Source organism: Pseudomonas sp. 14P5.3.2 (genome assembly GCF_057799175.1).
Genome location: NZ_JBYOKU010000034.1, coordinates 46,262 through 67,004, shown reverse-complemented (window position 1 = coordinate 67,004; position 20,743 = coordinate 46,262). Strand labels below are relative to the sequence as shown.

Genomic DNA, 20,743 nt, shown 5'->3' with positions numbered 1-20,743 from the left:
TTGTGCGTGTGCCCCGTTCTTAAAAATCCTTGAGCGGACTATAGCCAGCAGGTGCTACTGCTTGATCCCTCTAAAGTGTGATTTGCAGCTGCCGGCCACTCTGGAACAGTCCTTTCGCCAGTCCGACACATGTCGGCCCGGCAAGGATGGCTGATTTTTTCGATTTCACAAGCCAAGCGCTTGCTTGGTGGGTCTGGCGCGCCGTTTTCGGCGCGCCAGCAGACGCTCAGAGCGTCGAGAGGAAGGTGCTGTTGTTGGCCTGCCATTCGGTGATGTCGAGGCGGATGCGCTTCTTGTCGAGTTTGCCGACACTGGTCTTGGGAATTTCCGTAACAAGGGCGATCTGGCTCGGAATCGCCCACTTGCTCAGGTGCCCCAGCTCCACGAATGGCTTGAGGTGTTCCTTGAGTTCGCGCGCGCCGATCTCGTGCCCTTCGCGGATCACCAGCAGGGCAAACGGCCGCTCGCCCCACTGCGGATCGGCAATCCCCACCACGGCTACTTCACGCACCGCCACATGACGGCTGATCAGGTCTTCGAGGTCCAGCGAAGAGATCCACTCGCCACCGGTCTTGATCACGTCCTTGATCCGATCGCGGATGTCGATCACGCCCATGCTGTCGAGCGTTGCCACGTCCCCGGTGTGCAGCCAGCCACCGGCCCAGAGTTCGGCGCCCTTCTGCGGCTCGTTGAAATAGCCCTCGGTCAACCACGGCGCGCGCAGCACCAGTTCGCCCTGAGTCTCGCCGTCGGCGGGGAGGAAGTTGCCGTCGCCATCGACGATCGCCGCTTCCACCAGCGGCCCCGGCACACCGGCCTTGATCCGGTAAGTGGTGCGCTCGTCTTCGGTGCCGGCCATCAGTTCGTCGTTCAGATGCGCACACGAGACCAATGGCCCGGTCTCGGACATGCCGTACGCCGCCGTGAGCTGAATGCCTCGGGCCTTGGCGGTCTCGTACAGCGTGCGATTGAGCGCACTGCCACCGATGACAATCTTCCAGCCACCGAAATCGGTGCCTTGCGCGCCTTTGGCGTTGAGCAGCATTTGCAGGATGGTCGGCACGCAGTGGGAGAACGTGACCTTCTCCTTGCGCCACAGCTCGACCAGAAACTCCGGATCGTAACGCCCCGGGTAAACCTGTTTGAGCCCGAGCATGGTCGCCACGTACGGCAGGCCCCAGGCATGCACATGGAACATCGGAGTGATCGGCATGTACACATCGTTGGTGCCGAGCAGGCGCACGCTGTCGATCGCGCCCATGATCGTCGACACGCCCATGGTGTGCAGCACCAGTTGCCGATGGGTGAAGTACACACCTTTCGGGTTACCGGTGGTGCCAGTGGTGTAGAAGGTGGTGGCGACCGAGTTCTCGTCGAAGTCCTGGAAGTCGTAATGCGGGCTCGCAGCGGCCAGCAGTTGCTCGTACTCGCCGACCAGATTCGGCAGCTCGGCGGTCTTTTCCGGCAGATCGGTGAGCAGCAGGGTTTTCTTTACCGTGGTCAGGTGCGGCGCGATGGCCTGATACAGCCCGACGAACTCGCTGTTGACCAGCACGAAGCGATCCTCGGCGTGGTTCATGGTGTAGAGGATCTGTTCCGGCGACAGGCGCACGTTGATCGTGTGGATCACCGCGCCGATCATCGGAATGGCAAACATGCACTCGAGGTAGCGATGGCTGTCCCAGTCCATCACCGCCACGGTGTCACCCGCCTTCACCCCCGCCGCCGTCAACACATTGGCCAGCCGCGCAACCCGCTCGATCAGAGTCGGATAGCTGTAACGCAACTGGTCTCGGTAAATGATCTCGCGGGTTTTCTCGTAACGGGCGCCGGACATCAGCAGCCGTTTGATCAGCAATGGATACTGGTAGGCCCCATCGGCCGGGGGAATGACGCGAGTCTGCAACATATGAATCCCTTTTCTGGCTGCACGGTGTTGGCGTAGAGAGCGTTACTCTAGAGCCGTTATACCCCAGTCAAATCAGCCGAAGGAATGATTTGCACAGCCGTACAAATGCTAGCTTTGAGCCAGCATTTGCCGGTATTCAGCCCCACTCAGGCGGCTTGTCCTACAGCCGCTTCGGAAGGTGTGCGTGGGAAAGCTACGGCAGCGAGGAAGGTCAACGCGCCAAAACCCGCCAGAATCAGGTAAAGCCCGACGAAACCATGGCGCGGCTCGACGTAGGAAATCAGCGGAATCGCCGTTGCGCTGGCGCCGAACGACAGGCAGTAACGCAGGGCGAACACCCGGGATTGCCACTGCGGTGCAACGAAATTGGCGACCATCGAGTCGTTCACCGTGACCTGGCCGAACACCACGAACATGAACGCCGCTCCAAGCACGATCACCGCCCAGCCATCGACATGGGCCATGCCGTATAACAGCGGCGCCTGAAACAGCGTGAGCACCAGAAACGGCCATTTCAGACTGACCCGATGCAGCACCTGCCCGATGCTCAACTGCGCCACCGCGCCGAAGGCATACGCCAGGCTGACCACCACGCCAAGGGTTTGCGGCGAGGCGAACAGGTCATGCAAGCGCTCCTGAAACAGCTTCGGATAGGTCATGGTGGTGGCGTTGAACACCACACCGCCGGTGGCCGTCGCCAGCGCCAGCACACCAAACACCATGAGCATCGAAATCTTCTGACCGGCAGCGCCTTTCAGCACGGTGTGCGGACGCTGCGGGATCGGCTCTTCACGCACCTGCAGGGCAAAACCGATACCCAGCACGATCGCCACCACGCCCGGTAACACAAAGGCCGAGCGCCAGCCGAATTGCGCCACCAGCAACCCGGTGATCAGCGCCGAAAACGCCACGCCGAGGTTGCCCCACATGCCGTTGATGCCGATTTCCCGGCCACGGTTCTGCGCGTAGGCCACCAGCATCGCGGTACCCACCGGGTGGTAGATCGCCGCGAAAATGCCGATCAGGGTCAGCCCGATCACCAGCATCGTCGGGCTGCTGCTCAACCCGGTGAAGATCGCCGAGGCGCCGATGCCGAAGAAAAACACCAGCATCATCTGCCGCCGGCTCCAGTGATCACCCAGCCAGCCGGCCGGCAGCGAACAGGCACCGAAGGCAATGAAGCCACCCAGTGACAGGCCGATCAGCGCGGCGTAGTCGAGGCCGAAGGCCTGGGTCATGCCGAGCACGGCGGCGGGGAAAATCAGCATGAACATGTGGTCGATCACATGGGCAGCATTGACGTAGCGGATCACGTTTCGGGATTGGTTCATGGCGGCACGCTTGTGTTTGTTATGGGCGGATTGTTGTCAGCGGCTTTATGCTAAGTTGGCGAAAAAGCGCATATCTGCCATTCAGGTCATCAAACCCGACATGTTGATCAGCCATTTCGAACACGGCCCGGTGAGTGCCTATCCCCGGGATTATCTGGACGGTTCCCACCAGCCGCTGCACCTGCACCGCGAGGCGCAGTTGCTGTATGCCGTCAGAGGGATCATGCGGGTGGTCACCGATCTTGGTGCCTGGGTGATTCCACCGAGCCGCGCGGTGTGGATTCCGCCGCAGGTCGCGCACGAGATTTTCATGTCCGGCGATGTGCAGATGCGCTCACTGTTCATCGCCCCCGAACTGTCACCGGCCAGCCTGCAACAGTGCTGCGTGCTGGCGGTGACACCGCTGTTGCGCGAATTGATTTTGCGTGCGGTACAAGGCCCGCCCCATGCCGACAATCCGCTGATCCAGCAACTGATGCTGGAAGAATTGGCCAGCCTGGAAAACCTGCCGCTGCACATTCCGATGCCCACTGACCGGCGCCTGCAAAACATCTGCCTGGCCTTGCTGCACACCCCCGATCACCCCAACACCCTGGAAGACTGGGCGCAGCAGGTCGGCGCCAGCTCGCGCACCCTGGCGCGGCTGTTCCAGCGACAACTGAAGATGAGTTTCAACGCCTGGCGCCAGCAACTGCGCCTGATGGAAGCCCTGCCGCGCCTGCTCGCCGGGGATAGCGTACAAAGCGTGGCACGGGACTTGGGCTACGGCAGCGCGCGGGCGTTCAGCGCGATGTTTCGCCGTTTGCTTGGGGAAAATCCCCGGGAGTACCTGAACACCCTGAGCAAGCTCAGCCAACTCGTGTAGGAATTCCCCATCTCCCCTGTGGGAGCGAGCTTGCTCGCGAAAGCAATCTTCCAGTCACCTGTGATATCGACTGATCCGACGCCTTCGCGAGCAAGCTCGCTCCCACAGTTTGATCGGGTTTCAGCTCTTAGTGCATCTCGGTGAAGGCGAGTTTCACGCCGATCGCGATCAGCACTGCGCCCATGGTGCGGTCGAACCAGTGGCCCATGCGGGCAAAACCGGCGCGCACGCGCTGCTGACTGAACAGCATCGCCACCAGGCAAAACCAGACAGCCGTCGCGACCGCCAGATAAACCCCGTAACCGGCCTGCACCGCCAGCGGCGTGTGCGGGTTGATCACCACGGTGAACAGGGAGAGGAAGAACAGCGTGGCTTTCGGGTTCAGGCCATTGGTGACGAAGCCCGAAGTGAAGGCGCCGCGAGCGGTGCGCACGCCGGCTTCCTTGTGCAAGTCATCGGTGACGGTTTTCGCCGGCTGCGCGCGCAAAGCCTTGAAGCCGATGTACAGCAGGTACGCCGCAGCAGCCCATTTCAAGGCGTTGAACAGCACGATCGACTGCGACACGATCAGGCCGATGCCCAGCAGCGAATAGCCCACGTGCAGGAAAATCGCCGTGCCCACACCCAGCGCGGTCCAGGTGCCGGCGCGACGCCCATGGGTCACGCTCTCGCGCACCACCACGGCAAAGTCCGGGCCGGGGCTGGCCACGGCCAACAGGTGGATCAGTGCAACGGTCAAGAACTCGGTCCAGTACATGGGGGCTCCTCTTTAATGAGTAAAAACAATTCATCAACTGGCTCAAACCCTGTGGCGAGGGAGCTTGCTCCCGCTCGGCTGCGCAGCAGTCGTAACACCTGAAACACCGGTGTGCCTGACACAGTACGGTGAATGGGTTTGGGTCTGCTTCGCAGCCCAGCGGGAGCAAGCTCCCTCGCCACAGGGTATTGCGGGCGCTGTGCGTAACCATTTGTTTCATCTGGTAGGCTCGGCAGATTACGCCTTCCGTTCCAAGCACAAAAGGTACAGTTGATGACGAACCCGCGCCGCGCCGTATTCCTCGATCACCCGTCACTGGATCTCGGCGATCTCGACCTCAGCCCGTTGCGCGCCTGCTTCAGCGATCTGCAACTGTTCGCTCAGACCTTGCCTGAACAGGTCAGCGAGCGCCTGCACGGTGCCAGCGTGGCGATCACCAACAAGATCCGCATCGACGCCGCCGCGATGGCCGCCAACCCGGATCTGCAACTGATCCTGATCACCGCCACCGGCACCAACAACGTCGATCTGGACGCGGCCCGCGCCCATGGCATCACCGTGTGCAACTGTCAGGGTTACGGCACGCCGTCGGTGGCGCAGCACACGATCATGTTGCTGCTCAACCTCGCCACCCGCCTGGCGGATTATCAGAAAGCCGTCGGCGAGGGTCGCTGGCAACAGGCCAGACAGTTCTGCCTGCTCGACTACCCGATTGTCGAACTGGAAGGCAAAACCCTCGGTCTGCTCGGTCACGGTGAACTCGGCGGTGCGGTCGCGCGCCTGGCCGAAGCATTCGGCATGCGTGTATTGCTCGGACAGATTCCGGGCCGGCCGGCGCGCCCGGATCGTCTGCCACTGGCCGAACTGCTGCCGCAGATCGACGCCCTGACCCTGCACTGCCCGCTCAACGAACACACCCGGCACTTCATCGGCGCCCGCGAGCTGGCATCGATGAAACCCGGCGCGTTTGTGGTCAACACTGCGCGCGGCGGATTGATCGATGAACAGGCCCTGGCGGACGCCTTGCGCAACGGTCACCTCGGCGGCGCGGCCACCGATGTGCTCAGCGTCGAACCGCCGGTCAACGGCAATCCGCTACTTGCGGCGGATATTCCGCGGCTGATCGTCACCCCGCACAACGCCTGGGGCAGTCGCGAAGCGCGGCAGCGTATCGTCGGCCAATTGACCGAAAACGCCCAGGCGTTCTTCAGCGGTACAGCGCTGCGGGTCGTCAGTTGATAAACTGCGGCACTTTTTTTCCAAGGAGCAGTTATGGATCCGCGCAGTGAAGTACTGCTTCGTCAGGCCGAGTTATTCCAGGGTTCGCTGTTGCTGGCCGGTTTGCCTGCCGACGATTTGCTCGGGCGCCTACCCAATGCGTTCGGCTGGTGCTGGCATGCCGGCGATCAAGCGGCACTCGATGCGCGCTTCGAAGGTCGCAGCCATTTCGGTGTGAATGTGCCGGAGCGCGAATTCGACAGCGCCGTGGTGTTTCTGCCCAAGTCCAAGGATCTGACCGATTACATCCTCAATGCCGTGGCCGCACGTCTGCCCGGGCGCGAGGTGTTTCTGGTCGGGGAAAAACGCAGCGGTATCGAGGGTGCGTCCAAGCAGCTCAACCCGTTCGGCAAGCCGCGCAAACTCGACAGCGCCCGTCACTGCCAACTGTGGCAAGTCACCGTGGCCAATGCACCCGAAGCCAAATCGCTGGAAAGCCTGGCGCAGACTTATGAGTTGCCACTGGCCGAAGGCCCGTTGAAAGTCATCAGTCTGCCGGGCGTGTTCAGCCATGGTCGACTGGACCGCGGCAGCGCCCTGCTGCTGGAGCATCTGGACAAATTGCCGAGCGGTCACCTGCTGGACTTCGGTTGTGGCGCCGGGGTGTTGGGCGCGGCGGTCAAACGTCGCTATCCGCACAATCAGGTGACCCTGCTCGACGTCGATGCCTTCGCCGCCGCCAGCAGTCGCCTGACATTGGCGGCCAACGGTCTGGAAGCCGAAGTGCTGACCGGTGACGGCATCGACGCTGCACCGATGGGTTTGAACGCGATTCTGAGCAATCCGCCGTTTCATGTCGGCGTGCACACGGATTATTTCGCTACCGAGAACTTGCTGCGAAAAGCGGCCAAACATCTGAAAAACGGCGGCGAACTGCGCCTGGTTGCGAACAGCTTCCTGAAGTATCAGCCACTGATCGAAGAGCATCTGGGCGTGTGTGCGATCAAGGCCGAAGGCAATGGTTTCCGGATTTACCGGGCCAAGCGCGGCTGAAAATTAGCACTTGCCGAATGGATTCTGCCTAGGCAGAATCCGCTCCGTCCTAGGGGAGTAGTCTCCCACGAGCGCCAAGCTCGTCCGGCATACGTCAACATACTTGATCCTCAGATCATGGCGTATGCGACCCAAGCGTCCGCACCAGACGGATCGCAGGGTTTGACAAGACCTATGACACGCACACCTTACCCGGGGCGGGAAGGCTGTACGTGTCATAGCCGTGTCGACCCGCCCCTTAGGAAAATCCTGATGCTGGACTCGTTACTCGTTCCCACCGCAATCGTTGCCTTGGCCGAAATCGGCGACAAGACGCAACTGCTCGCGCTGATTCTCGCCGCTCGCTTTCGCAAACCCTGGCCGATCATTGCCGGTATTGTCGCTGCGACCCTGGCCAACCACGCAGCAGCCGGTGCGGTAGGCGCCTGGTTCGGCAGCTTCTTCTCAGACTCGGTCCTGCACTGGATTCTCGCCGCGAGCTTTACCGCCACTGCGCTGTGGACGTTGGTCCCGGACAAGATGGACGACGATGAAGCCAGCACCGCACGCAAGTTCGGCCCCTTCCTGACCACGCTGATCGCGTTCTTCCTTGCGGAAATCGGTGACAAGACGCAGATCGCCACCGTGATGCTGGCGGCGCAATATCCGGAGCTGTGGCTGGTGATCATCGGCACCACGGCGGGCATGCTGATTGCCAACGTGCCGGTGGTATTGGCGGGTAATTTTGCTGCGGAGAAACTGCCGCTGACCCTGATCCGTCGCCTGGCCGCTTCGGCGTTCTTCATTCTGGCGATCGTTGCGGTGTACAAGGCGATGCAGAGCAGTGGCTGGATTTAACCCCTGAGCCTTTCACATCATTGTGGCGAGGGAGCTTGCTCCCGCTGGGCTGCGAAGCAGCCCAGATACTGCCAATGCGATCAAACATGAACACCGCATTGGCAGGGTTTGCGACGGCTGCGCCGCCGAGCGGGAGCAAGCTCCCTCGCCACAAAATCAAGTTCGCCTTGCCTTGGTGCTGATCAGGATTTAGGGGCTTTTTCGTACAGCGGCATGACTTTTGGAATCGCCGCCTGCAGCGAGGCGATCCGGCTGGACGAGGCCGGGTGGGTGCTCATGAATTCCGGCGGTGCGCCTTCCGAGGCCTTGCTCATCTTGTCCCACAGGGTGATCGCCGCGTTCGGGTTGTAGCCGGCGCGAGCGGCCAGCTCCAGACCGATCAGGTCGGCTTCGTTTTCGTTGGCGCGGCTGTTGGGCAAGGTCATGCCGTAGTTGGCCACGGTGTCGGCCAGCGCCAGGCTGTCCTGACCCAGACCGAACAACGCGCCGGCGCCCTGCTTGGCCATTTCGACGCCATAGGCTTTGGACATCGCTTCACGACCGTGCTCGCGCAGGGCGTGGGCGATTTCATGGCCCATGACCGCCGCGATTTCATCGTCGGTCAGCTTCAGGCTGTCGATCAGCCCGGTGTAGAAAATGATCTTGCCGCCAGGCCCGCAGTTGGCGTTGAGCTCATCGCTCTTGATCAGATTGACTTCCCACTGCCATTGCGCGGCGTCCGGACGGAAGTTCGGTGCCTGGGCGATCAGCCGGTTGGCAATCGCCTGAACCCGCTTGGCCTCCGGGCTGGTCTTGTCCAGTACGCCTTTGCTCGACGCTTCGCCGACGGTCTTCTGATAAGACTGTGCATACATCTGGTCGACCTCTTGCGAGGACAGCATGCTGAACATGTACTGCTTGCGCTCCACCCCCACGGCTCCGCCGCTGGTGGTGTTGACCGACTGACAACCGGCCAGCAACAGCGCTGCGCTCAGTGCACTTACAACCAATGTCTTGTTCATTCAAAAGCTCCCTGAAAACATGCCGCGTATCGTAGGGGGTCAATTGTATCGACGCCAGATACAACAGACGCGTTGCATGCACTTTCAGAAATTGGCCGCTGCCCCTGTAGGAAAAAATTCACACGCCTGCGCAAGTCCTGCACAGCTGCGCCGCACACTGATCCATTTGCGACATCCTCCGCCCTTTGTTCCGCTCAACGCTCATGGCCCAATGCCTGCTGCCGATACAACAGCGCAGACGTCCTCTTGCGTGCGGAGCTCCCATGAAGTTCAAGTCGATCCAGTTTTCCGTCGCCGCCCTGGCCGGCGCCATCGTGCTCAGCGTGGTCGCCGCGCTGGTGCTGTACGCGCTGTTTTCCGGTGCCCGCACCCAGGAGATGGTGCAACAGCGCACCCAGGCGCAGTTCGAACAAGTCATCGAACAACGCCTGACCTCGTTGGCGCAGACTCAGGTCAGCCAGATCCAGCGCGAACTCGAAGCACCGCTGCTGATTGCCGGCGGACTGGTGCGGGTCAACGCGCTGCTCGGCACGCCGGGCGCCGACGGCCAGTCACGCCTGACCATCAGCCGCGAGCAACTGATCAGCCTGATCAAGGAGAACGTCGAGCAGAACCCGAAAATTCTCGGCACCTACATCGGCTGGGAAAAAAACGCCCTGGACCACAATGACGCGGCCTACGTCGGCACCCGCGTGGTCGGTGTCGACGCGGCCAACGGGCGCTTCCTGCCCTGGTGGTTCCGCAATGACGACGGCACCCTGGGCCTGGACAAACTGGCGGACGTCGACGACCAGAAAGTCCTGTCCACTGGCGTACGGGCCAGCGAGTACTACCTGTGCTCGAAAGAGAGCAAGAAATCCTGCGTGATCGATCCGGCGCCGTACAAGGTCGGCGACAAGATCGTCATGCTCGCCTCCTTTATTGAACCGATCATGCTCAACGGCGCGTTCCAGGGCATTGTCGGCGCCGACCTGTCGGTGAACTTCATCCAGGAAATGCTCCTCGGTGCCAACCAGAAACTGTACAGCGGCGCCGGACAAATGGCCCTGATCGGCGGCAACGGCCGGATCGTCGCCTACACCAAGGACCCGAGCAAATTTGGCGAGAAAGTCAGCGACATCCTCGATGCCGAGCAGATCGCCAACATGGCCAATCTCAAGCGCGGCGAAGTCACCTACTCGGTGAACAAAGACAAGGGCCGCATCGAACTGTACCTGCCGTTCGGCATCGGCCAGACCGACGCGCGCTGGACGCTGATGCTGCAGCTGCCGTTGAACGCGGTGATGGCCGATCTGCAAAAACTCCAGGCCGATCTCGATGCACAGCGCAAGTCAGACACCTTTGGCATGGCCATGGTTGGCCTGATCATTGCGGCCATCGGTCTGCTGGTGATCTGGCTGGTGGGTCACGGCATCGCCCGACCACTGAAGCAGATGGTCGCCATGCTCGATGACATTGCCAAAGGTGAAGGCGATCTGACCCGTCGTTTGAGCAGTGATCGCAGTGATGAACTGGGCTCGATCGCCAAGGGCTTCAACACCTTCCTCGCCAAGTTGCAGGCGATGATCACGCAGGTGGTGACATCGGTGCAGAGCGTCAGCGATTCCTCCGAGCACACTGCCGACATCGCGATCCGCACCAACATCGGCATTCAGAAACAAATGGCCGAGATCGATCAGGTCGCCACCGCGGTGCAGGAAATGACCGCCACTGCGCAGGACGTGGCGCGCAACGCTACCCAAGCGGCTCAGGCAGCGAGCCATGCGGATCAGGCCGCCGGTCAGGGCATGCAGATCGTCCGTGATACGTCGAACTCGATTGGTGCGCTGGCGCTGGAAATCGGCAAAGCGGTGGACGTGGTGCAGACGCTGGCCAAGGACAGCGAAAACATCAACGCGATTCTCACCGCGATTCGCGGGATCGCCGAGCAGACCAACCTGCTGGCGCTGAACGCGGCGATCGAAGCGGCGCGGGCCGGCGAGCAGGGTCGCGGCTTTGCCGTGGTGGCGGACGAGGTGCGCAATCTGGCGCAGAAGACCCAGAAGGCCACCGAAGAAATCCAGACCATGATTCAGCAACTGCAACAGGGCACCCGCGATGTGGTGCGGGTCATGGAGGACAGCCAGAACCGCACCGACGAAAGCGTGCAGCACGCGGCGAAAGCGGCCGAGGCGCTGGAGACGATTACTCAGGCGGTGTCGGTGATCAATGACATGAACACGCAGATTGCCAGTGCCGCTGAAGAGCAGAGCGCAGTGGCCGATGACATCAACCGCAATGTGATCAATATCGGTCAGGTGGCGAATGAAGTCGCGGGCGGTGCGGATGAGTCGAGTTCGGCGAGTGCCGGCCTGACTAAATTGGCGGAGCAGCAGCGGCGGTTGATCAATCAGTTCAAGGTCTGATCCAAAGGCCCCTTCGCGAGCAAGCCCGCTCCCACAGTAATTTTGCGGCGTTCACAAAACCTGTGGGAGCGAGCTTGCTCGCGAAGAGGGCGGCACAGCATCAACTCAACCCGGAGTCAGACACTCCGGCCCATTGAGCTTCGGATCATTGATCAGATTCGCCAACACCCGCTCGCGCAACGCCGTCGGTTCACTGGCGAGCAGGCCCTGCAGCACATGCAGCGGCGTCGCAGGATCGAGCCATGCCGCCTGCCCCGCCTCATCGAGAATCAACGGTCGGCGCTGACTGGCCGCCGGCTGCGTGATGACGGCGGTGCTCAGCCACACCTGCTCCTGCACCGGATACGCCTCCCAGATCGCCGCGAAAAACAGCGACGAGCCCTCCCCCGGCGTCAGCCAGTACGGGCGCTTGCGCAGGTTGCCGCGCCATTCGTAGAAACCGTTGGCCGGCAACAGACAACGACGCAGGCGCAGCGCCTCGCGGAACATCGGTTGCTCGGCGACGGTTTCGGCCCGGGCATGCGCCGGGGTACGCGACAGATCGGTCAGCCACGGCGGCGTCAGGCCCCAACGGGCGCGGGCCAGGGTGCGTTGGCCGTCGGCCTCGGCACGCAGCATCAACACCGAATCATTGGGGGAAATGTTCCACTGCGCCTGCTGATCGGCGGGAAATCCGGGCAGGGCCGCGAAATCGCGGTTCCAGCGAAACAGGGCATAACGTCCACACATGGCGCAACACGACTCAAAAATAAAACGAACGTCAGCCTAACAGACCAGCGTCCCGGGGAAGCTCTCCGGTTCATCGCCGGGCAGCGGCAGCGCGGCATTGTACGCGGTGATCAGTTCGCGGGCGTATTCGGCCTGGTCGTTTTCGACCGACAGGCCGAGCAGGCCGAAAATCGGCAATTCCCCGGTGCCGCCCAGCAAATCCCGGCCCACCAGGTGCGCCTCGATGCCCTCGCTGGCGAGCATGCCCTTGAGCATCTCGCCTTCCATCAGGTTTTCCGGCTCGTAGATTCGCTGCATGGGCGCCCCCTCACTCGTTTTCGCTGAAGACTTCCAGAAACCAATCTTCGCCATGCACCTGCAAGACAAACGTGATCGGTCGACAACACACCTGACAGTCCTCGATGTAGGTCTGATCGCCGCCGGACAAGTCCACTGTCGTCTCGACCTCTTCACCACAATACGGACATTCATACAGTGCGCTTTCCAGCATCGCGGTCTCCCAGGTGACTTGTGCGTATAATCGCCGGTCTATTTGCAGGGCTATTTTTGTCTGGCTACCTTTTCAGACCGTGCCCCGTTGGTTTTCGATCAAAACCTTTACTTACCCTAGCCGTTTCCAACAAGAGAGCATGATGGGCGAATTCGATGCCATCCGACCTTACGACGACAGCGAAGTACCTGCGGTACTGGCAAGACTGCTCGGCGACAAGGCGTTTCTAGATATCCTCACCCACTTCCGCTTCCCGCGTTTTGCCGGTGCCTTCGGCTGGATGCTCAAACCACTTATAGCCCATCGGCTGCGTCGTGAGTTTGCCGACGTGACCTCCGTGGCCACTTTGCAGGACAAAGTCGAGTTTTACGTCGACCACACCATCGAGCGCGCCACTGATGGCGTGACCTACACCGGTGTCGAGCAATTCAAGTCCGGCAGCGCCTACCTGTTTATCGCCAACCACCGCGACATCGTGATGGACCCGGCCTTCGTCAACTATGCCGTGTACCACGCCGGCCTGCCGACCCCGCGCATCGCGATCGGCGACAACCTGCTGCAAAAGCCTTTTGTCAGCGACCTGATGCGCCTGAACAAGAGCTTCATCGTGCACCGCTCGATCACCGGGCGCCGCGAGAAGATGGCGGCGTATCAGTTGCTGTCGGCGTACATCAACCACTCGATCCGCAACGACTGCGCGTCGATCTGGATCGCTCAGGCCGAGGGCCGGGCGAAGGATGGTGACGACCGCACCGAGTCGGCGATCCTCAAGATGTTCCACATGAGCCGCAAGGACGAGCCGTTCGGCGAAGTGATTCAGTCGCTGAACCTGACCCCGGTGTCGATCAGCTACGAATACGACCCATGCGATCAGGCCAAGGCCCGCGAGTTGTACATCCGCGCCACCACCGGCACCTACACCAAGGCACCGGGCGAGGATGACGTGAGCATCGCCAAGGGCATCACCGGCTACAAGGGCCGGGTGCACGTGAACTTCGCCGCGCCGATCACCGAGCTGTTCGAAGACACCAAGCAATTGGCGGTCGAGATGGACAAGCAGATTCTCGGCGGTTATCGCCTGTTCCCGGTGCATTACCTGGCGTATGCGATGTGGGCCGATGCCGATCCGCAACTGAACGTGCCGAAGGCCGCCGAGGTGTTCCCGGCCGATGAGCTGGCCAAGGCACAGGAAGAATGGCAGCGCCGGCTGGACGCCTGCCCTGAGGAGCACCGTCCGTATCTGGTGCTGCAATATGCGACACCGGTGCGTAATCAGTACCGCGTAAAAGCCGGGTTGCCGTTGTAAGCGCTTTCCACTCGACGCAAAAACGGCGCCCTCGGGGCGCCGTTTTTTTATCTGATTCAATCAAACCTTGTGGCGAGGGAGCTTGCTCCCGCTCGGCTGCGCAGCAGTCGCAAAACCAGATCACGCGGTATACCTGAAAAACCGCGTTTACCTGAATCGGGGCCGCTTCGCAGCCCAGCGGGAGCAAGCTCCCTCGCCACAAGGGTTTGTGCTGTCCTTAGAAGCGGGTACTGATCCAGGAAACGATCAGGGCCAGGCCGAGGCAGGCAAAACCGAAGCGGTAGAAAAATCGGTTCATGCGCAACGTTGCCCAATCCAGAATCGGTTCGGCATTCGGTTGAGCCTGGCGTTGAGCGGCGATGCTGGCCAGAGCACGTTGTTCACGACGGCGGGTCGCGTGCAGCAACCAACTGCCTGGAAAGGCCAGTGCCAGTGCCAGCAGGTTGATCAATTTGGCGGGATGGGCGGTAAACAGCGTCATCAAGTGCAGCGACATCACAGACCTCGGAACTGAATCGGTGTGGCAGGCGCCAGATCGACGACCGCGGCGCGGATTCTACCGAAACACGCCTCCACTACCCTACCCTTTGCGACAAATAACCTGACAATCGACCGATGGCTGCCCTGTGTCACGGCATCGTCATTTACATCGGCCACCATGCGCGCCTCGAAACACACATGGAACGCGACATGCTTCACGCCGAAAACCAGGATCGCCTGTACCTCATCACCCCGACCGACGAACAACAGAGCCTCGTCGGCAGTCTTGCCTTCAATGTTCAGGATCGCCACTGGCTGGTGTATTGCGCCCTCGGCGGGCATCAGCACGCGGACTTGCCGGAGACTGATCTGCTGACCGGCGTGAGCGTGCTCGACTTCTACTCCCAGGCTGCCTGACACACGCCTGTCCCTGTGGGAGGGGGCTTGCTCCCGAAGACTGAGTGTCAGTCGACTTCTGAGTTGACTGATCCACCGCTTTCGGGAGCAAGCCCCCTCCCACAGTTGTATGAGTATTCAGATGAATTATGTGGCCACAAAAAAGCCCGGCGCCATCACTGGCGTCGGGCTTCTGCACATCTGCCGAACAGCTTACTCGGCGAGGATCTGACCTACGGTCGGGTCCTTGAACAGACGGGTCAAGGCATCGCTCAACACGTCGCTGACCAGCTTGGTGTTGGTTTCCTGGTTCGGCGCCATGCCGAAGCGCTGGTCCAGCGAAGCACCGTAGCGGCCGCTGTAGCGACGGTTGCCGCTCTGCACATCGGAGCGGAAGGTCGCGCCGATGGTGGCTTCGGTCACGTACATGCCTTCTTTCGGCGACTGGTACTTCAGCTCGGTCAGGGTCACGGTCAGTTGCGGCGCGTTCATCCCGTTGCTGGTCGGGGTGAAGCCGAGCAGACGCACCGCGGCTTCAGCCTGCGCCTGCAGCTTCGGCAGGATCTGCTCACGCTGCACGGTGATGGCGCTGGTTTCCGGGTACAGGCCGCCACGGGTGCCGAGGGTTGGCGACGGACGACCGTCAACCACGCGCACCACCACTTGCTGGCCATGGCCGACCGGGGCCAACTGCGTGGTCAGCTTGGGTTCCGGGCTCAGTTGTTGCGGGCTGTGGGCGCAGCCAACCAGGGTCAAACTGGTCACAGTGATCAAACCGAACAACAGGCGTTGCAACATGCTCTTTTCTCCAGAATCAGGCACAAACAGGCCGGCAGTATAGCGGTGGGCCACTGCGGGTAACCAGCACTCGACAGTGAATACTCGAATGTCTGACCCACCCGTGGGAATGCGGTTCCTGTCACAGATTATTCACCGCCCATACACCTTGGCGTCACGGCCGCTTGGCAAGCTTCAAACCAGTCCTCCAACAAGGTACCTGGCCATGCGTTATCTGATCTCGTTGTTCGCTCCACGTCCGCTGCACCGCAGCTTTGCCCTGCTCGACCGCAACGGTCATTGCCAGGCATTCAAGCAGTGCAGCCTGCAACCGATGGGCGATGGCTGGGTGGAAATCGAAGAAATCCGTCTCAACTGGTTGCACCAGCCACTGCCCGCCAGCGCCCGCGTCATACCGTCGCAGCCCCGCGCACGCGTGCAAGCGATGTTGAGCATCTGACCGGATGCCTAATAAAAGTCATTAAACACGAGCAACTGCCCGCATTTCTTCGATACAATCTCCCCCCGATTATAAGGACGTCTCCTGATCGGGCCCCGCAACACCGGCAATGCCCAGCATTAGCCATCAAAATCGCCCACAGAGAGCCGCCCACACAGATCGAGTGAAGTTGGCGCGCTTGCCTGTTCTTCCGGCAAAACCCCGCTTTTCGCGAATCTGCAGAGCTGTCATACGCTCGGCCACCGCGTTGTTTTGCCTTTGCGGGCACGGTGCCAGGCCTGGACAGCCCTTTTTGAGGTTCACGTCTTCAAAAGAGCGTGAAAAAAACGGGTTTTCACAACTTCACAAGAGTGTGGCGAGCAAATGAATAGTTTTGCGTCTGAACATGCACCATTAGCGTCTGAAACAGCCCAACGACACAGGACCGGGGATACCTCGAACATCGGAGCCTGAAGCCTGTCCGCTACGGATTTGGTTGCACAAAACGGATGTCTCGACCATAAGTCGAATTGCCAGCCGCGTGCTGAAATGAGTTCATGCAACTCTTGAAGCCAGGCCGCATGCATCCGTCGAAGTTGCGAAAAATTGCGAAGATTCGGACATGACGAACCTGACCATGGGTATCCGGGGCGCAACTGACCTGCCCCGTCACTCCCTGGCAGCCATGCCGACAATTTGGTGCTGCAGATTTTGGAGACGCGTTAAATGGCGCATAACGAAGCAGTCGACGTAGTTCTGGTTGGGGCCGGCATCATGAGTGCCACCCTGGCAGTACTGCTCAAAGAGCTCGACCCGGCGATCAAGCTGGAAGTCGTCGAGTTGATGGATTCCGGTGCTGCGGAGAGTTCCAACCCGTGGAACAACGCCGGTACCGGCCACGCCGGCCTGTGCGAGCTGAACTACACGCCGCAGGCAGCCGACGGCAGCGTCGACATCAAGAAAGCCGTGCACATCAACACCCAGTTCGAAGTGTCCAAGCAGTTCTGGTCGTACCTGACCAAAAAAGGCACCTTCGGCTCGTGCAAATCCTTCATCAGCCCGGTGCCGCACCTGAGCTTCGTCCAGGGCGACAGCGGCGTGTCCTTCCTCAAGTCACGCTTCAACGTGCTGAGCAAGCACCACGCCTTCGCCGACATGGAATACACCGAAGACAAGGCCAAGATGGCCGAGTGGATGCCGCTGATGATGCCGGGCCGCTCGCCGGATGAAGTGCTGGCCGCCACCCGCGTGATGAACGGCACCGACGTCAACTTCGGCGCGCTGACCAATCAGTTGCTCAAGCACCTGACCAGCGCACCGGATACCCAGGTCAAATACTGCAAGCGCGTCACCGGCCTCAAGCGTAACGGCGCCGGCTGGACCGTCAGCATCAAGGACGTCAACAGCGGCGCCAGCCGTGAAGTCGACGCCAAGTTCGTCTTCCTCGGCGCTGGCGGCGCGGCCCTGCCGCTGCTGCAGGCCTCGGGCATCGAAGAAAGCAAAGGCTTCGGCGGCTTCCCGATCAGCGGGCAGTGGCTGCGTTGCGACAACCCGGAAGTGGTCAAGCACCACCAGGCCAAGGTCTACAGCCAGGCGGCAGTGGGTTCGCCACCGATGTCCGTGCCGCACCTGGACACCCGCGTGGTCGACGGCAAGAAATCCCTGCTGTTCGGACCATACGCCGGTTTCACCACCAAGTTCCTCAAGCACGGTTCCTTCATGGACCTGCCGCTGTCGGTTCGCGCCGGCAACATCGGGCCGATGCTGGCGGTGGCGAAAAACAACATGGACCTGACCAAGTACCTGGTCAGCGAAGTGATGCAGTCGATGGAGCAGCGCCTGGAATCCCTGCGCCGCTTCTACCCGGAGGCGAAAGCCGAAGACTGGCGCCTGGAAGTGGCCGGCCAACGGGTACAGATCATCAAGAAAGACCCGAAAAAGGGCGGGATCCTGCAATTCGGTACCGAACTGGTCGCCGCGAAAGACGGCTCCCTCGCCGCCCTGCTCGGCGCTTCGCCAGGGGCTTCGGTGACCGTTTCGATCATGCTCGAGCTGATCGAGAAATGCTTCCCGGCCAAGGCCAAGGGTGAGTGGGCGGCCAAACTGGCGGAGATCTTCCCGGCCCGCGAAAAGGTTCTGGAAACCGATGCTGCGCTGTATCGCAAGATCAATACGCAGAACAACATCGCCCTGGAACTGGTTGAAGAAAGCAGCGAGACCCCAAGCTTCGCTTGATCTTGCGCCATAAAAAACGCCCCGTACTCAGTGAGTGCGGGGCGTTTTTTTATGGCCAGGACTTAGTTGAACCACCGACCACTGTGGCGAGGGAGCTTGCTCCCGCTTGAGTGCGCAGCGCTCACAAGATCTTGGAGCCGCTGCGCAGCCCAGCGGGAGCAAGCTCCCTCGCCACAATGATGGTGTTAGGCGCGGGCTTTTTCGATCAGTTCGATGTAGTCCGGGGCGTTGCGCTGATCGGCGATCAGCTCAACGAAGGTCTTGCCGTGCTCATCCTTGCCATCGACGTCGTAGCCAGCGGCAACGAAGAAGGTCAGAAAGCGTTCGAAGTCATCGATGCGCAGGCCGCGATAGGCCTTGACCAGTTTGTGCAGCGACGGCGAAGTGGCGTCGACCGGCTCAAAATCGAGGAACAGCTTGATCTGCTCATCGCCGATCTCGTCACCAATCACCTGTTTCTTATCTTTACGCATTGCCGACTCCAGCTCGCAGACATTACACGGGGCGGGCAGTTTACCCCTGCCCCGCCACAAGGCTCAACGCGAACGAACGGCCCCGGTGTGCAGATCGGCCCAGATGTGGCCGTTGGCGTAACTGAGGAATTGCACATAGACGGTGTCGTTGCGCAGCAGATCGATCACTACCCGATACTGGGCCAGCGGGTAATACAGGGTCAGGGTCTTGCTCTTGTCGTCATAAACCGGTTTTTTCAGGCTCTTGCTTTCGCCATCGAAATTGACCAGCACCTGGGTGATGGTCGCGCCCTTGTTCAACGACTTGCCCTTGAGACGGATCATCAGCGGCGACGTGACGGGGATTGGCTGCTGATTGGACTGGCGTTGCGCACCGACCACCACCGAATAATCGGTGACTTGCAGCAGTTGTTGCTGCTCGGGCTCGGCATCGCGCAGGGTCAGGTCGTCTGGCGGCAGAAATTGACTGTGCATCGGCGCCGGGGCGGCGGCCAGGGGCAGGCTGAGGGTCAGCAACAGGGCGGCAAGGCTGCGGATCAAAAGGCTCATGACAGGCTCCGGGGGCGGGGCCGAGCACTTTAGCAGTCTTTTAAAAGCAAAAGATCGCAGCGTTCCGCAGCTCCTACAGGGTGTACATCAATCCCATGTAGGAGCTGCGGCACGCTGCGATCTTTTGATCTTGCTTACATGCCTTTAACGGCAAAGATCCCGTTGGCGTTGCGCCAGTAACCTTTGTAGTCCATGCCGTAACCGAAGATGTAACGGTCAACGCATGGCAGGCCGACGAAGTCTGCTTTCAGGTCAGGACGCGCCTTGCGGTCGTGATCCTTGTCGATCAGCACGGCGGTGTGCACTTTGCGCGCGCCGGCGTGTTTGCAGAAGTCGATGATCGCGCCCAGGGTGTGACCTTCGTCGAGGATGTCGTCGATGATCAGCACGTCGCGGTCGATGAACGAAACTTCCGGCTTGGCTTTCCAGAACAGGTCGCCGCCGCTGGTTTCGTTGCGATAACGGGTCGCGTGCAGGTAGGACGCTTCCAGCGGAAATTGCAGGTGAGTCAGCAGTTTGCCGGAGAAGATCAGGCCGCCGTTCATCACGCAGAACACCACCGGGTTGCTATCGGCCAGTTGTTCGTTGATTTGTGCACCGACGCGGGCGATGGCGGCCTCGACTTCAGATTCGGTGTACAGGCAGTCAGCCTCTCGCATGATTTGACGGATATGCTCGAGATCAGCGGACATGGCGCTCTCCAGGGGGATGTTTTCGGAAAAGCGGGCAAAGGTACGCATCCCGTGAGGTCGAATCAAGCCTTAATGGACTAACGTACTCAATGTCCTATAGGACATCACCCTCGGATAGATTAATCTAGGCCGGTTTTTTTGCCCGCCGCCGGAGTTTTTCCATGCCCATCCTCGAGATCCGCCATCCGCTGATCCGCCATAAACTCGGCCTGATGCGCCGCGCCGATATCAGCACCAAGAATTTCCGTGAGCTTGCTCAGGAAGTCGGCGCTCTGTTGACCTATGAAGCTACAAAAGATCTGCCGCTCGAATCCTACGATATCGCCGGTTGGTGCGGCACTGTGTCGGTGGAGAAAATCGCCGGCAAGAAGATCACCGTCGTGCCGATCCTGCGCGCCGGCATCGGCATGCTCGAAGGCGTGCTGAGCCTGATCCCGGGTGCCAAGGTTTCCGCTGTGGGCGTTGCCCGCAACGAAGAAACCCTGCAAGCGCACACTTATCTGGAAAAACTGGTTCCGGAAATCGACGAACGGTTGGCGATGATCATCGACCCGATGCTCGCCACCGGCAGCTCCATGGTTGCGACCATCGACCTGCTGAAGAAAGCCGGTTGCAAGGACATCCGCGCAATGGTGCTGGTGGCCGCGCCGGAAGGCATTGCCGCGGTGGAACAGGCTCACCCGGATGTGACCATCTACACCGCGTCCATCGATGAGCGTCTGAACGAACACGGGTACATCATCCCAGGGCTTGGCGATGCCGGTGACAAGATCTTCGGTACCAAGCAGAAGGACGCGTGAG

Annotated in this window: 22 protein-coding genes, 1 pseudogene and 1 riboswitch; of the genes and pseudogenes, 11 read left to right on the top strand and 12 right to left on the bottom strand. The window is 60.7% G+C overall.

All coding sequences use genetic code 11. The annotated features are described in order from the left end of the window. Nucleotides 1-226 precede the first annotated feature (226 nt). Entirely contained in the window at nt 227-1,909 is a 1,683-nt protein-coding gene (locus AC27VU_RS23195) for a fatty acid--CoA ligase (RefSeq protein ID WP_003228080.1), read from the bottom strand. A gap of 146 nt (nt 1,910-2,055) precedes the next feature. Further along, a complete protein-coding gene (locus AC27VU_RS23190) occupies nt 2,056-3,240 on the bottom strand; it encodes an MFS transporter (RefSeq protein WP_103485761.1) in 1,185 nt (394 codons plus the stop codon). A gap of 100 nt (nt 3,241-3,340) precedes the next feature. Here AC27VU_RS23190 and AC27VU_RS23185 point away from each other — a divergent pair, with 100 nt between their 5' ends. Further along, nucleotides 3,341-4,105 carry an AraC family transcriptional regulator gene (locus AC27VU_RS23185; protein WP_488725000.1) on the top strand — a complete coding sequence of 255 codons (765 nt, stop codon included), beginning with the start codon at nt 3,341-3,343 and terminating at the stop codon, nt 4,103-4,105. A 127-nt stretch (nt 4,106-4,232) separates the two neighbouring features. Here the strand turns inward: AC27VU_RS23185 and AC27VU_RS23180 are convergent, their stop codons facing one another. Continuing rightward, nucleotides 4,233-4,862, bottom strand: coding sequence for a LysE family translocator (locus AC27VU_RS23180; RefSeq protein ID WP_003228086.1), 630 nt, complete (start codon nt 4,860-4,862; stop codon nt 4,233-4,235). A 273-nt stretch (nt 4,863-5,135) separates the two neighbouring features. On the opposite strand from AC27VU_RS23180, the gene AC27VU_RS23175 reads away from it, so the two are divergent. The 3 genes from AC27VU_RS23175 to AC27VU_RS23165 all read left to right on the top strand — a co-directional run bounded on the left by AC27VU_RS23175 (nt 5,136) and on the right by AC27VU_RS23165 (nt 7,970). Next, nucleotides 5,136-6,101 carry a 2-hydroxyacid dehydrogenase gene (locus AC27VU_RS23175; RefSeq protein WP_488724999.1) on the top strand — a complete coding sequence of 322 codons (966 nt, stop codon included), beginning with the start codon at nt 5,136-5,138 and terminating at the stop codon, nt 6,099-6,101. A gap of 33 nt (nt 6,102-6,134) precedes the next feature. After that, nucleotides 6,135-7,133, top strand: a complete 999-nt coding sequence (locus AC27VU_RS23170) for a methyltransferase (protein WP_003228088.1) — start codon at nt 6,135-6,137, stop codon at nt 7,131-7,133. Nucleotides 7,134-7,172: 39 nt separating this feature from the next. Further along, nucleotides 7,173-7,297: riboswitch (yybP-ykoY riboswitch) on the top strand. 88 nt (nt 7,298-7,385) lie between these two features. Beyond that, a complete protein-coding gene (locus AC27VU_RS23165) occupies nt 7,386-7,970 on the top strand; it encodes a TMEM165/GDT1 family protein (protein ID WP_003228090.1) in 585 nt (194 codons plus the stop codon). Nucleotides 7,971-8,152: 182 nt separating this feature from the next. Here AC27VU_RS23165 and AC27VU_RS23160 read toward each other — a convergent pair whose 3' ends face one another. After that, nucleotides 8,153-8,971: a M48 family metallopeptidase gene (locus AC27VU_RS23160; protein ID WP_262143288.1), complete on the bottom strand. Its 819-nt coding sequence runs from the start codon at nt 8,969-8,971 to the stop codon at nt 8,153-8,155. Between the two features lie 203 nt (nt 8,972-9,174). Here AC27VU_RS23160 and AC27VU_RS23155 point away from each other — a divergent pair. Continuing rightward, a pseudogene (locus tag AC27VU_RS23155) lies at nt 9,175-10,521 on the top strand (methyl-accepting chemotaxis protein); the annotation flags it as partial. Nucleotides 10,522-10,533: 12 nt separating this feature from the next. Beyond that, on the top strand, nt 10,534-11,376 hold the full coding sequence (locus tag AC27VU_RS23150; RefSeq protein ID WP_400508457.1) for a methyl-accepting chemotaxis protein: 843 nt from the start codon (nt 10,534-10,536) through the stop codon (nt 11,374-11,376). Between the two features lie 105 nt (nt 11,377-11,481). Here the strand turns inward: AC27VU_RS23150 and AC27VU_RS23145 are convergent, their stop codons facing one another. Genes AC27VU_RS23145 through AC27VU_RS23135 form a run of 3 tightly spaced genes read right to left on the bottom strand, consistent with a single transcriptional unit; the run spans nt 11,482 to nt 12,595 of the window. Continuing rightward, a complete protein-coding gene (locus AC27VU_RS23145) occupies nt 11,482-12,105 on the bottom strand; it encodes an SOS response-associated peptidase (RefSeq protein WP_473018166.1) in 624 nt (207 codons plus the stop codon). Nucleotides 12,106-12,141: 36 nt separating this feature from the next. Further along, nucleotides 12,142-12,402 (bottom strand): putative signal transducing protein, encoded by a 261-nt coding sequence (locus AC27VU_RS23140; protein WP_003228093.1) that lies wholly within the window; start codon nt 12,400-12,402, stop codon nt 12,142-12,144. A 10-nt stretch (nt 12,403-12,412) separates the two neighbouring features. Beyond that, nucleotides 12,413-12,595, bottom strand: coding sequence for a CPXCG motif-containing cysteine-rich protein (locus AC27VU_RS23135; protein ID WP_020799766.1), 183 nt, complete (start codon nt 12,593-12,595; stop codon nt 12,413-12,415). A gap of 142 nt (nt 12,596-12,737) precedes the next feature. Between AC27VU_RS23135 and AC27VU_RS23130 the strand changes: the two genes are divergently transcribed. Then, nucleotides 12,738-13,901, top strand: a complete 1,164-nt coding sequence (locus AC27VU_RS23130; protein WP_003228096.1) for a 1-acyl-sn-glycerol-3-phosphate acyltransferase — start codon at nt 12,738-12,740, stop codon at nt 13,899-13,901. 217 nt (nt 13,902-14,118) lie between these two features. Here AC27VU_RS23130 and AC27VU_RS23125 read toward each other — a convergent pair whose 3' ends face one another. Next, nucleotides 14,119-14,397 carry a hypothetical protein gene (locus tag AC27VU_RS23125; RefSeq protein ID WP_003228098.1) on the bottom strand — a complete coding sequence of 93 codons (279 nt, stop codon included), beginning with the start codon at nt 14,395-14,397 and terminating at the stop codon, nt 14,119-14,121. Between the two features lie 194 nt (nt 14,398-14,591). On the opposite strand from AC27VU_RS23125, the gene AC27VU_RS23120 reads away from it, so the two are divergent. After that, a complete protein-coding gene (locus tag AC27VU_RS23120) occupies nt 14,592-14,798 on the top strand; it encodes a hypothetical protein (RefSeq protein WP_027612213.1) in 207 nt (68 codons plus the stop codon). A 192-nt stretch (nt 14,799-14,990) separates the two neighbouring features. On the opposite strand, the gene AC27VU_RS23115 is transcribed toward AC27VU_RS23120, so the two are convergent. After that, nucleotides 14,991-15,575 (bottom strand): YajG family lipoprotein, encoded by a 585-nt coding sequence (locus tag AC27VU_RS23115; RefSeq protein WP_003228101.1) that lies wholly within the window; start codon nt 15,573-15,575, stop codon nt 14,991-14,993. Nucleotides 15,576-15,780: 205 nt separating this feature from the next. On the opposite strand from AC27VU_RS23115, the gene AC27VU_RS23110 reads away from it, so the two are divergent. Both AC27VU_RS23110 and mqo read left to right on the top strand, forming a co-directional pair. Continuing rightward, the gene (locus AC27VU_RS23110; protein WP_003228102.1) at nt 15,781-16,014 is read left to right on the top strand and encodes a hypothetical protein; all 234 of its coding nucleotides are present in this window, start codon (nt 15,781-15,783) and stop codon (nt 16,012-16,014) included. 705 nt (nt 16,015-16,719) lie between these two features. Further along, nucleotides 16,720-18,228 carry a malate dehydrogenase (quinone) gene (gene mqo, locus AC27VU_RS23105; RefSeq protein WP_123587805.1) on the top strand — a complete coding sequence of 503 codons (1,509 nt, stop codon included), beginning with the start codon at nt 16,720-16,722 and terminating at the stop codon, nt 18,226-18,228. Nucleotides 18,229-18,413: 185 nt separating this feature from the next. Here the strand turns inward: mqo and AC27VU_RS23100 are convergent, their stop codons facing one another. From AC27VU_RS23100 to AC27VU_RS23090, 3 genes are all read right to left on the bottom strand, one after another. Next, on the bottom strand, nt 18,414-18,701 hold the full coding sequence (locus tag AC27VU_RS23100) for a PA4642 family protein (protein WP_003228112.1): 288 nt from the start codon (nt 18,699-18,701) through the stop codon (nt 18,414-18,416). A gap of 63 nt (nt 18,702-18,764) precedes the next feature. Further along, nucleotides 18,765-19,250: a hypothetical protein gene (locus tag AC27VU_RS23095; RefSeq protein WP_003228114.1), complete on the bottom strand. Its 486-nt coding sequence runs from the start codon at nt 19,248-19,250 to the stop codon at nt 18,765-18,767. Nucleotides 19,251-19,384: 134 nt separating this feature from the next. Next, a complete protein-coding gene (locus AC27VU_RS23090; RefSeq protein ID WP_003228116.1) occupies nt 19,385-19,942 on the bottom strand; it encodes a hypoxanthine-guanine phosphoribosyltransferase in 558 nt (185 codons plus the stop codon). A gap of 161 nt (nt 19,943-20,103) precedes the next feature. Here AC27VU_RS23090 and upp point away from each other — a divergent pair, with 161 nt between their 5' ends. Further along, nucleotides 20,104-20,742 carry a uracil phosphoribosyltransferase gene (upp, locus tag AC27VU_RS23085; protein ID WP_003228118.1) on the top strand — a complete coding sequence of 213 codons (639 nt, stop codon included), beginning with the start codon at nt 20,104-20,106 and terminating at the stop codon, nt 20,740-20,742. Nucleotide 20,743 lies beyond the last annotated feature (1 nt).